General features: G+C 35.1%; 8 protein-coding genes. 1 reads left to right on the top strand and 7 read right to left on the bottom strand.

Annotated features, from left to right (window positions below):
• Positions 1–57: 57 nt before the first annotated feature.
• Entirely contained in the window at positions 58–312 is a 255-nt protein-coding gene (gene rpsT, locus EV200_RS01840) for a 30S ribosomal protein S20 (RefSeq protein WP_010603296.1), read from the bottom strand.
• Positions 313–553: 241 nt separating this feature from the next.
• Between rpsT and purN the strand changes: the two genes are divergently transcribed.
• Positions 554–1132 (top strand): phosphoribosylglycinamide formyltransferase, encoded by a 579-nt coding sequence (gene purN, locus EV200_RS01835; RefSeq protein WP_132529117.1) that lies wholly within the window; start codon positions 554–556, stop codon positions 1130–1132.
• 324 nt (positions 1133–1456) lie between these two features.
• Here the strand turns inward: purN and EV200_RS01830 are convergent, their stop codons facing one another.
• The 6 genes from EV200_RS01830 to EV200_RS01805 form a co-directional block, all read right to left on the bottom strand.
• Positions 1457–2563: a Gfo/Idh/MocA family protein gene (locus tag EV200_RS01830; RefSeq protein ID WP_132529116.1), complete on the bottom strand. Its 1107-nt coding sequence runs from the start codon at positions 2561–2563 to the stop codon at positions 1457–1459.
• Positions 2564–3310: 747 nt separating this feature from the next.
• Complete coding sequence (locus EV200_RS01825) at positions 3311–4378, bottom strand: hypothetical protein (protein ID WP_165877836.1); 1068 nt, start codon at positions 4376–4378, stop codon at positions 3311–3313.
• Positions 4368–6023 (bottom strand): restriction system-associated AAA family ATPase, encoded by a 1656-nt coding sequence (locus EV200_RS01820; RefSeq protein WP_132529114.1) that lies wholly within the window; start codon positions 6021–6023, stop codon positions 4368–4370. Before EV200_RS01820 ends, EV200_RS01825 begins: the two co-directional genes overlap by 11 nt.
• Complete coding sequence (locus EV200_RS01815; protein WP_132529113.1) at positions 6004–7707, bottom strand: restriction endonuclease subunit S; 1704 nt, start codon at positions 7705–7707, stop codon at positions 6004–6006. Before EV200_RS01815 ends, EV200_RS01820 begins: the two co-directional genes overlap by 20 nt.
• A complete protein-coding gene (locus EV200_RS01810; protein ID WP_132529112.1) occupies positions 7707–9275 on the bottom strand; it encodes a type I restriction-modification system subunit M in 1569 nt (522 codons plus the stop codon). Before EV200_RS01810 ends, EV200_RS01815 begins: the two co-directional genes overlap by 1 nt.
• An 8-nt stretch (positions 9276–9283) precedes the next feature.
• Entirely contained in the window at positions 9284–12079 is a 2796-nt protein-coding gene (locus EV200_RS01805) for a type I restriction endonuclease subunit R (RefSeq protein WP_132529111.1), read from the bottom strand.
• Positions 12080–12103: the final 24 nt, after the last annotated feature.

Genomic DNA, 12103 nt, shown 5'->3' with positions numbered 1-12103 from the left:
AAAGGCATCCCAACGTTTGGTTGGGATGCCTGATGCTAATATCGTAAAAAAAGTGGATTATGCTAAACCGTTAACGAATTTCGTTAATTTTGATTTATTGTTAGCCGCTTTGTTTTTGTGAATAATGTTCTTTTTTGCTAAACGATCTAACATAGAGATTACTTTAGGCAATAAATCTGATGCAGATTTTTTATCCTCTGCAGCACGTAACCTTTTAATAAAAGTACGTGTAGTTTTTGCCTGATATCTGTTACGTAAACGTTTTGTTGCGTTTGCTCTAATTCTCTTTAATGAAGATTTATGATTTGCCATTTCTATTTAGCCTTTATTTTTCTTAATCGTTTCCTTTAATTCGGGTTGCAAATATAGAGTTTATCTTTTTAAAACGCAAAAGAATTTTAAATTTTTATTCGCTAAAATCTGATCTCAATTCCGAACTGCGAAAATACGATAAATTTATTCATTAGCAACACTTTAACCATAGAGAATAAAATTTAACTACAATAGAGAAAACATACACAAAAAGACTATTTTTGAGGAAAACACATTCTGAGTGAAAAAACGAATAGCCATCTTTGCATCCGGTTCTGGCTCTAATGCCCAAAAGCTAATGGAGCATTTTAAACGCAGTAACGACATTGAAATTTCATTGGTGCTCACCAACAATGCTGACGCTTATGTATTGCAAAGAGCAGATAATTTTGAAATCCCCAGCCATATCTTTGATAAAAATGAGTTTTATAAAACAGACGAAGTAATTGACCTGCTGAAAAACCTTGATATCGATTTTATTGTACTCGCTGGTTTCCTTTGGCTAATTCCTAAAAACTTAATTGCCGCTTACCCAGGAAGAATAGTAAACATTCACCCGGCTATTTTACCAAAATTTGGTGGCAAAGGCATGTACGGAGATTATGTACACAATGCAGTTATTGCTGCCGGAGAAACTGAAGGAGGCATTACCATCCACTATGTTGATGAACATTATGATGAAGGGGAGTACATTTACCAGGCAAAGTATAAAATTGATCGGGGTGATAGCTTAGAAATGGTAAAATTTAAAGGCCAGCAACTAGAACACCAGCATTATCCTAGAATTGTAGAGGGATTGGTTAAGAAGATAAAAAAATAGATCTCCAGTGATGATAATGCACATACACAGATAGCAGTATTTCCGTATTTATTGATGAAAGGAACGATGCTCACATCCTTAATATTGTTTCAGAATAAGATAAAGGTATGCTTCCGGAAGGCAAATTCTACCCATTTAATTTACCAATACACCGCTTCTCTTCGAACATAAAAATAATATCATCAGTTTTTAGGCTCAAATTACCGCACCCTGCAATATGCCTCATGCGATCTGCTCCCTGCTATCCGGCCTGGCAGATGGCTTTACCATTGCAAACACCTTTTACAAGCAACCCACCATCAGGCAAAATGATTAAATCAGACCTTACTTGATCATCACCTTTTTACCAGTTTTTGCAGCAATTTTAGCCGCTTCTAAAATTTTAACCACAATTAAATTGTTCGTTAAAGAAGATAAATCATTTTCAGGTATAATTTCTTTTCTCAATACCGCAGCCAGGTAGCCCAAACTAGAGGCGTAAGCCGGTGCAAGTGCTTTTGCTTTATACACCTTATAATCGGCATTGCCGTTTTCTTTTAAACGCAGCTGCTGTTCATTAACCGCCTGTAGATAACCGGTTTTCCCAAATACTTCCATATCCTTAATACTAAAAGGCCAGTTCCACGAAGCTTCAATGATTCCGGTCGCATCCGCGTACTCCAGCAAAATGGTGGCATCGTCATCCACTTTCGGGTAAATAGCAGGTTTAATATGATGTGTAATGGCCGACACGGAAATTGGTGCCCTGCCATCCATCAGCCAGGTCATTAAATTAGCACCATAACAGCCAAAATCGGTCAGTGCACCAGCCCCATTTTTATCCGGGTCAGTTAGCCAGCTCAAAAATTCTTTGCTCACCCCAATTTCCTTTGGTCCCTGGTGCCCGTCATGGACGATCATCTTCCGCACCTCACCTATCAAATTTTGTTCTTTTATATTCAGGTAAGCTTCCTGATTACTCGGATACCAGGTGGTTTCATAATTGGTAAGCAAATGGATGTTGTGCTTTTTCGCCAGCTGAACCATTTTCTCCGCATCCTTAACCGTTGTGGCCAGGGGCTTTTCAACCATTACAGAAATACCTAGGGGCGCAGCCGCCGCCACCACCGCCAAATGATCGCTGATGGCATTATAAGCCAGCACGGCATCGGGTTTACGTTTTTGCAATAAAGCAGGCAGGTCATGGTAAAATAAGCTATCCGCCAGTTGATAACGCTGCTTAAAACGCTGTATTAAATCTGGATTACTTTCTGCAATGCCGATGATGTTCACCTCTCCCTTCTGGTAGCTATTCATAATCAGGTAAATGTGATCATGATTCAGTCCTGCCACGGCGACATTCAATTTTACCTGCTGCGCCATGGTTTCAAAACATATCGTAAATGAGGCAAATAGAGCAAATGCAAATTTCCAAATTGGTTTATGGCTCATGGTTAAACGTTTTAGATGGTTTGATTAAGGTATACCAAGGTAAAAATTAATTCAAAAGAACCCACAAGCACATAAAAATATTACAAATTGAACTACACGGAGCCGAAGAATCGGGGCAAATCGGGAAGATGTTCTTACGATATCAACGGCTACTATGCTTTTTGCTCCCTGCTATCCGGCCTAGTGGATTTTCGCAGGAAAAAGTACGATAATCTTTGTACCTCCCCCATCATAACCCCGCAACCCAAGGCAGGATCAAGCGGGAGCGATGGAAATAAGCAAGGGTAAAAGCTTCTATGCTGCCGCAATAAAGATTTCAGTAGGTTTTTACATGAAAGGATGCAAGCCTTGATTTTTGTTACTTTTGGATCAAGCAAAAAGTAAGAGCCCTCGGCGGCGGTGAGCCGAGACAAGACTGTGCGAAGGGCAAAACCTGCAAACGCAATGCATTACGAACGCATTAAGATTGCGTCTTACCGCGCAATGATGACCGTATTAGTGATACCGTAAACAAACATCATCCCATTAGCCCATCTTAACCACATAACAACGCCCAATCCCGTCAACATACCTCTCAAAAAAATCATTATAATACTTTCGGTACCTGTACCCTAAAATTTACCTTACTAAAAAACCAAACCAACCTATAATCCATTTCCACCCCAAGCAAATACCAATTAGCTGATAATAAGTTAAGAACTCCTTACTTAATTTAAAGAAAAGTTGAAGGTTCGATCCCGGCCTTTGTTAGGCACCTACTTTTAGCAGTTTATCTTCAATATTAGGAACTGAAAAAATAAAGGAGAAATAAACATACTTAGTGATACCCATAGGTGCTATTGGTATCTGATACTTTAGTTCTTCAATTAACTCATCTAAAAAATCTGCAAAAGGCTTTGTATTACGTTTGAATTTTCTAATTAACTCTCTAAACCATTCTGCTTCTAATCGTTTGATGTTTTCGGAAAATCTACGTTTTATACCATAAACTTCATCCCAAGACGCATCTCGAATATCTATTACTCCATCCCTTAATATTTCAAATTTCCAATCAATACTTTTCAATAGAGTTTCTAAACTTTGGTTATTATATGCTTCATTTAAAGAGACATTAATAGAAAGTCTGTCTAAAGTTATATTAGAATCATAAGGATAAAATGAAAGTCTTCGAGCTGGAATAGCATCATATAATAATTCTTTAGAACGCTTTTCTTGTTTATTACAATATTGACAACATGGAAAAAGTAATTTAAAATTTATCGAGACAAAAGGGTATGTAGCCTTTGCTATTATATGATCATATTCTTCCCTATATTTTCCATCAGGAGGATTGAATGGATATATACCACAAAAAGGACAAATAATAAAATTACAATTAGCTTCATGAGTCAACGAATCGTAATGATGCTTAACTGTATTCCATTGATTTTCCATTAACATAGTTTGCGGATAATCATTCCACAAATCCTCAAAGTATTTTTTTAATTTGATAGAGATACTAGAATGCAATTGATCATATGTAATCAAATTATGAGAAAGGTTATCAAATACTGAAATACAATTGTTTTGTACTAAAGCTTCTTGAACCGTTATTTTTTCCCCAAAAGGTAATTTATGATAGCTTGTTACGATTTCTTTTAATGGATTCAATAACCTTACTTTCGAAGCATTGATAATGGTTCTAAAATCTGGATGAACTAGTTTTTCTTCATCAAACTCTTCCAAATCATAGTGAAAAATATTCTTGAATATATAATATATATGTTCATGGAACAGATATATCGGATGATCTATTTCTTTAAAACTAGTCAACATGCTTATCTGATTTTAATTCGTTTTCTTTCGCCATGAGATAACTGTAGGCATCAAATTTTTCAATAGATTCACCAAATGAAAGCAGTTCTTTTTTAACTCTTAATATATCATCCAAAGTATTTATACTCTTTTTCAAATTAATTAATGCTTTATTTGAAAAGTCAGAAATTGTTATGTCTCTATCAAATATAGTTTCCAAAATAAAGCTTACTGACGCTCCAAAAGTTTCAAATTCTGGATTTTCCAACTTCAATGCTTTACCTTCTCTTACAAACTTGTACACATTTTCTTTATGATTATCGCTAATAATAAATGGTGAGTGGGTAGTCATAATCAATTCCTGTTGGTGGATGTTTTCTGGATTGCCATCGGCATCATATTCTTTTCCCGAAACCTTATTGAGCATGGTCACCATTTTGGCACGCCATTTTGGATTAAAATGCGTGTCGGGTTCGTCCATCAAAAATAAACAGCCATCTTCTTCCATCATCATCACAGAGCCGATGACTTCGTTTAACTGATGCTCTCCGTCTGAAAGAGATTTGTAATACAGAATATCTTTTTTATTACCCTCATACTTTTGTCTTTTTATCCTAATTTTTTCAATCCTAAAAATTAATTCTGATGGGTCAGATTTGGATAATTCATCGGTGATGTTTATGGTTTTATGGGCATTGGTTACAAACTTTCGAGTGGCTTGTTTTTCTAGGAGCAAGTTCAAACTTTGCAATTCGTAAAAGGCTTGAAATAATTGAAACGCTGTTTTATAATGATGGTGAAACGCTTGATGAGTAGCTTCATTAATCACAAAGTCCAATATCAAACATTTCGCTGTGTTATCATCTCGCCAAGTAGTAGCGCAGGCTTTAAGTGGATTCCATAAAATTTGTTTTTCTTTTAAGATAGTTGCGGCTTCTTGAGTATTGTGCTTGTAGTTAAACGTAATGCGAAATGAATGCAAATCTTCTATACGAAAAATGCTTTTCAGATACTGTAATGGTGCCGTTTTGCCCAATAGCATATTGGCTATAAAAATGCTGTAGTTACTTTCGGTATCTAAAAAATATAAACGACGATTAGAACGTTTGTTTTCACTATTGACCATTTCTGTAAAGTAATGATACCGCAAACGAATAAATGGATTACTCAACAACTCATTTTGTCCCGAAGTGTAAGCAATAATTTTTGAAGGTAAAAATTGTCCGAAATCATCATCTATTACTGTAAACTTATCTTCTCCCACTAAAGAATAAGACATTTCCAAAAAACCTTCTAAATCTTTTTTGATACGCACATGAACCTCTTGTTGAATAGGGAAGTCTAGATTGATTACATCCTCTTTGAATTTATTTTTATAGATCGTATAAAAATTATTTTCTTTTCTGGGTAAAATATATTCTATCTCAAAACCAAAATTTTTATTTTCGATATAGGATTTTGGGGTTTCTTGTAGCTTTGTTCTTTCCAAATAATAAAAAATCTCTGCCAAGAGTTCTAGAAAATTGGATTTCCCACTACCGTTTAAACCAGCAAATACTTTGGTAGACAATTTACTGTCTTCCGAAGCGACATTAAATTGGTAATCAACATTTGCAGGCAAACTACGAAAGTCTTCTCCTAATATTTTAAGGCGTACTAGCTTCATCTTTTATATGGAAATAAATGCCAGAGCGTTCTTTTTTATTTTTTTTACTGAGGCTTTCTAAATCCTTTTCAGTAAAACTAATATCCGTAATGTTCTCTGTTTCGGCGTTATAAAATACTTGTTCTAACTGCAAAAAATGGTTTTCACTATCTAGAGCAGTTGCAATAAAGCGGTAAAAATCATCAGCATTTTCGTACTGTGGATTTTTCTTTTGTTCGGCAGAACTGTAATAGTTTACTTGTATGTCTAATTCCTTATCTAGAAAATTTAATATCATTTCTGCATTAAAATAATGCCCGCTAAAATGTTTTATTATACTATCTGCAATTTCTTTAAAGCTATAATGCTCCCAACTTTCTAAGTGTCTTAAAGCTTCGAAACCAAATTCTAATCCTTTGTCGTTTTTTTTAGATTTTACTTTTTCAACCTCTACTTTAGATACATCTTTTTGTTCAATAATAACAACAGGTTTATCTTTGGGTTCTTCCTTAATAACTTCAATTGGATTGGGTAGCAAACTCGCATCAAAAGGCACTTTGGAAAGGTCTATATCTCCCTCAAAAACTTTGTGGCTTATCGAGGCATATAATTCTTCCAAATCTTTTAACTGAGCTTCTTGCTCAGTTTTAATAATTTCTATTTTTTGAGCAATGTCTGCAAATTTATTTTGAAGATCTAAATCATAATAGGGGATAGTAATATTTCTAACTTTTGATAATCCTAAAAATGTTCTTCCTGCGTTCGTTGTTACATCTCGAAATTGTTTCTGTATAAATTCACTATTAATCATATCTGCCAAAAAAAAAGGATTAACTAGATCTTTATTTGGGGTAATTTTATTGAAGTTTTGAGACATAATTGCATCAGGAATTTCATTAGGAATTCTTAACGCATTACCTGATGAACCAACAGCTACAATAACAACATCGTCAGGTTTAATTTTACTTCTTTTTAACTCCTTTGCTTTTTTTAAACTAATGAATTTACTATCACTTAAATTAAGTCTACCATCTGTAATATTCTTACCTCTTAAAACTAAAACACCATTTGCAACATAATCATCAGAGGTTAAATTTGAACCGAAAGGTCCACTCGAAAGAGCATGCTGTTCATCTTTTGCTAAATCTTTTAAAGATATATCTTTTATTTTTCTCTCTTGATTAAACATTTGGTAAAAAGTAGCTTTTACCAATTCATCCAATAAATCAATGCCGTTTTTTCGTTCGGCAATGGTGGTTTCTATTTTTTCTAATAGATTAGCTATACGAATTTGATTTTCGTAGGATGGAAGTGGAATTTGTATATTATTAAGTTCACTACGTGTTAATTTCCCTCTAGTGGAGCCTTTTATATGGAAATTTAAATCTGCAAAATTTAAATAGTATCGTAAAAACTCTAAACTGGCTTCCCCGTTCTCTATCAACACGTGTGCATGGTTGTTTACCCATGTCTTACCGTCATAAATATTCGAGCAAACCTCATTTTTACCCCAACTTCCGCCGTCTTCAGCTACACAAAGAATTTTTTCATTAAAAATATATTCATCAATATAAGTAAGAATATTATTTGCTCCAATATATGGATATAACCCTTCTAAAGAAATTTTATATCTATCTATTGAGTTTAAAGGACGTCTTTTATAATCGAGATTAGTTGTTATATCTCCTAAAAATCTATATTCCATTACAACATATTTTCAAGTTCATTAATCAATATTGAAATATTATCTTGCTTTGATTTTAGGTCGATCATAATATCTGCCGTAGGTCGGTGTACTATTGCTTCATATACTTCTTCGCGGTAGCGGTTAAAACTCAAATCATAGCCTTGATCTACCAATTCTTGTTTGGGAACAAAGAAATAACGCTTGGTGCGATCTGTTGGGTTTTCTTGTTCACGCTTGTTGTAATGCTCTATAATTTTATGAACATCGCCATAATCACGATTGCCTTCTCTATCAAAACGGTCGTTGCGTTTATCATCCAAGGTTTTGCCATCGTGCTCCATATCATAAAACCATACACGCTCCGTTTCGCCACCTTTGGTAAAAATCAAAATAGCAGTAGCTACTCCTGCATAGGGTTTGAATACGCCCGAAGGTAGATTGACTACCGCTTTGAGTTCACATTTGTCCATCAATATACTCCGCACATTCTGAAAAGCTTTACCCGAGCCAAACAGCACACCTTGTGGAATAATCACACCTGCCGTACCACCCATACGAAGCATCTTGTAGATACGTTCCAAAAACAAGAGTTCAGTCTTTTTAGTATCAGTAGTAAAGCTTTCGTTGATTTCGGCTTTGTCCAGACTTCCAGTAAATGGCGGATTGGCGAGTACTACATGGTATTCGTTATCTTCATTGTAAAACTTACTCAGTGTATCGTTGTAGTCGATATTAGGGTGCTCGATACCGTGCATCATCAAGTTCATCAAACCTATACGAATCATATTTTGGTCGATATCAAAGCCATAGAATGTCTTTTTGTTCAACACTTCTTTCGAGGCATCATCTACCAATCTGTCTGCCAAAGTACCACGAGTGAAACCATAGTTATCTAATACTTGATGCTCAGGAGAGCTAAACTGTGTCAAGATATATTGGTAAGCTGCCAATAAAAAACCAGCTGTACCACAAGCAGGATCGGCAATTTTGTTGCCCAATTGCGGTTTTACCAATTCTACTAACATTTCTATAATATGCGTAGGCGTACGGAATTGTCCATTTTTACCTGCGGTGCTGAGTTGTTGTAAAAGGTATTCGTAAATATCTCCCTGAGCATCTACAAAGCGATCTTGGGCATGTAAAACTTCATAGATTTCATTGATCTTTTTTACCGCTTCTGTAAGCAAACTGGGCTTGGGTATAATGAAGACCGCATTGTCCATGTGTTTGGCAAAAGGAGAGTCAGTTTCGCCCAATGTTTTGATAAAAGGAAAGATACGGGTTTGCATTAATTGATACATTTCATCTGAAGGTTTGCGGGAAAAATTTTTCCAACGCAGTTCTTCTTTTGCAATGCTTTTATCTTCTTCCTCACCAGGTAAGAAAAATTTACCTTCAAAGATAGACTTGTATTCTGTTTCTAAAAATGCGGCATTTCCTTGTCGTTTTTGGTCATTCTCATCGAGTTGCTTCATAAACAACAAATATGTGATTTGTTGTATGGCATCGATTGGATTACTTAATCCACCTGACCAAAATTTATCCCAGAGTTCGTTTACTTTAATTTTAATTTCTTGATTATCCATTTTTAAAATTATGCTGCTAAAGCATTTATAAATTGTAATATTTCTTCCATCCTTTTTCCGTCAAAAACCCCACGGATTCCATTGGGATGAATTCGGGTAAATGGCGCAGAGATTAAATCTTTGCGTTCTACACTTCCCTTTTCTATCAGAAAAGTTTGCAAAAGTCTTAAAAAATCCAACTGTTTTCCACTCAAATCCGATTGATTGGCAATGAAAGTATCAAAAGCTTTAGTGATGGTCGTGGGCAAATCTTCTAAAATCTCGATTCCCAAAATATGTTTAATAAACTGCATCAAAGCAGCATTCCTATTGTTGTACACTTTTCTGAGCAAATCCACCGTAATGTGTGGACTTTCGTGTGACAGCAACCAAGTCAATTCTTCGATTTCTATGTCGGAGATAGGCTCATTGTCTTTTATTTTTTTCAGAATTGGCAAATCATTAAAGAGTATTTTTATCTTTTCTTCCACCATTTCCTTATAGCGTTCTATGCTTACGGCTTCTTGTTGGGGACCAAAAATTACCCTTTCTTTTTCTAAAAGTACATCTACAAAATTGTATTTAGCAGGAAGCATCCTCATCGTACCTTCACGGTACATCATTAAAGGAGCTAATTGCTCCACCAAATTAGATAATTTCTTTTCTGTGATGGTGTTCCAGTAATAATCTGTTTGTGCTTGTTGTATCAAGTCTTTATGTTTGGCAACCTTATTGAGACTTAAAGGCAATTCTGAGATCTCTTCGATGATGGCATTTTTCAAGGCTTCAAACTTCTTTTTTTCTTCTTGTAAATGTGCAATAGAAATTTCCAAGATGTCTTTTTCAAAACGCATGACTTTAAAATCTACTCCGCTAATTGTGCGAAACAAAGGACGGATATGTTCTTGCAAAAAGAGCAATTTGTCAGAGGTCAATTCTTTAAAAAAGGAAACCGCTTTTACTTGCTCTACTAAAGTAATAGCGTCTCTTATTACGATAGATTGCAAGGGTAAATCAGCAATTGCTTTTTTGACTTTATTTAATGTCGGTTCTACTACTTCTGCATCATCTAATTCTAAACCTATTGCTAACTTATCTACATACAAACCAAATAAACGCACGGGTAAAGGAATTTGACTACTGAGATTTTTTCCTTTAGGATTGAGTTTGAAATACTCAAAATTATCCCAACAATCTAGAATTAAAAAGGTATCTTTTTCAGTACACCAAGACTTTATTTTAGTCGGCTCTAACAAACGAGTGCCTCGTCCTATCATTTGCCAAAATTTGGTATACGAATAGACGGGTTTGGCAAAAACCAAATTTGTAATTTCTCGTACATCAATACCTGTATCCAACATATCTACACTGATAGCTATTCTGGGTAAATCTTGATTTTTGAATTGGTCTAGCAATCCACCTTTACCATATACACGAGGGTCATCGGAAACAATCACTTTCGCTAACTCTCCAGCATATTCAGCATAAAGTGAGTTAAATATTTCCTCGATACGTCTTGCATGTGCTTTGCTGATACAAAAGAAAATAGTTTTGCCGGGCAATACACCATTGTGGTCTTTAATGGATTCCTCCATAAATTCACGAACAATGAGTGTATTGGTGCCTTTATTGATTACCCTTCTTTCTAATTCGGTTCCTTCATAATTGATCTCTGCTACTTCCTTTCCTTCCAAAATCAACTTCTTTTGGTCTTCGAGAGAAATGGTTCTCTTATTAATACCTTCTACTTGAAACTTAGTTTTGATTTTCATTACCTGAAAATCGCTAAGGTAAGTCGGTGTATGGTTTACAGCTTCTTCATACGAATAGGCAAACGTAGGCAAGCCATCCTCACAATCAAAAAGCTCAAACGTATTGTGGTCTATCACATCGGTTGGTGTGGCAGTTAAGCCCAAAGTAATGGTATTGAAATATTGTAATATTTCTTGGTAAGTGTTGTAAATACTTCGATGGCTCTCGTCAACTACAATTAAATCAAAAAAATGCGGGCTTGTTTTAGTGTTTTGATTTCGTATCAAATTCAATATGGTGGGATAGGTAGAAACATATATTCTTCTATCCGTAGCAAAATTAGTTTCTTGATATTGAGGCCAACGCGGCTCATTTGGTAAATATTCTTTAAAATCATCTAAAGCTTGTCCTTGTAAAGCAATTCTATCTACCAAAAACAATACCTTTTCTATCCAACCGCCTCGCATTAAAGCATCAATAAGTGAGATTACAGTTCGGGTCTTACCTGTACCTGTCGCCATAACAAGAAGAAACTTAGAACGTTTTTTCTCTAAAGATTCCATTACAGAACGAATCGCACGAATTTGATACTCTCGCCCTGCAATTTTAGTATTGATAAATTCTTGTGATAAACTTTTACGATGTTTTCTTAAATAAAGATAACGTTCTAAATCGTCACGAGTCGGAAAACCATAAACTCTTTTTGGAGGATAGTTGTCTAAATCCCAAAAGTATATTTCATGGCCATTCGTATAAAAACAAAACGGCAATTCACCTCCAGACTGTTTTTGTAAATGATAACAATACTGTTTTGCTTGCTCTCTACCAATAGCGGCATCCACAATAGATTTCTTAGCTTCTATAACCGCTAATGGTTTACCATCCTTTCCAAGTAAAACATAATCACTAAATTCAGCCCTATATTTAATTACTGGTTCGTTAATAATGTGGAGATCTTCTGTAGATGTAGAAATTAAAAATTCTTCTATAACTTGAGTGCGATCATTGACATTCCAACCTGCTTTTAGCAGGTGACTGTCAATGATTTCTTTACAAGTAGATTTTTCAGTCAAAATAAAAGCACCTTAATTTCATGA

Source organism: Pedobacter psychrotolerans (assembly GCF_004340665.1).
In the GTDB taxonomy this organism is placed as follows: domain Bacteria; phylum Bacteroidota; class Bacteroidia; order Sphingobacteriales; family Sphingobacteriaceae; genus Pedobacter; species Pedobacter psychrotolerans.
This window is presented reverse-complemented; position numbering and strand designations above follow the sequence as displayed.

Coding starts and splice junctions, on each gene's coding strand:
- EV200_RS01825 (WP_165877836.1), bottom strand. CDS start 4,378: ATGTTGACTAGTTTTAAAGAAATAGATCATCCGATATATCTGTTCCAT.
- rpsT (WP_010603296.1), bottom strand. CDS start 312: ATGGCAAATCATAAATCTTCATTAAAGAGAATTAGAGCAAACGCAACA.
- EV200_RS01830 (WP_132529116.1), bottom strand. CDS start 2,563: ATGAGCCATAAACCAATTTGGAAATTTGCATTTGCTCTATTTGCCTCA.
- EV200_RS01810 (WP_132529112.1), bottom strand. CDS start 9,275: ATGGATAATCAAGAAATTAAAATTAAAGTAAACGAACTCTGGGATAAA.
- EV200_RS01815 (WP_132529113.1), bottom strand. CDS start 7,707: ATGGAATATAGATTTTTAGGAGATATAACAACTAATCTCGATTATAAA.
- EV200_RS01820 (WP_132529114.1), bottom strand. CDS start 6,023: ATGAAGCTAGTACGCCTTAAAATATTAGGAGAAGACTTTCGTAGTTTG.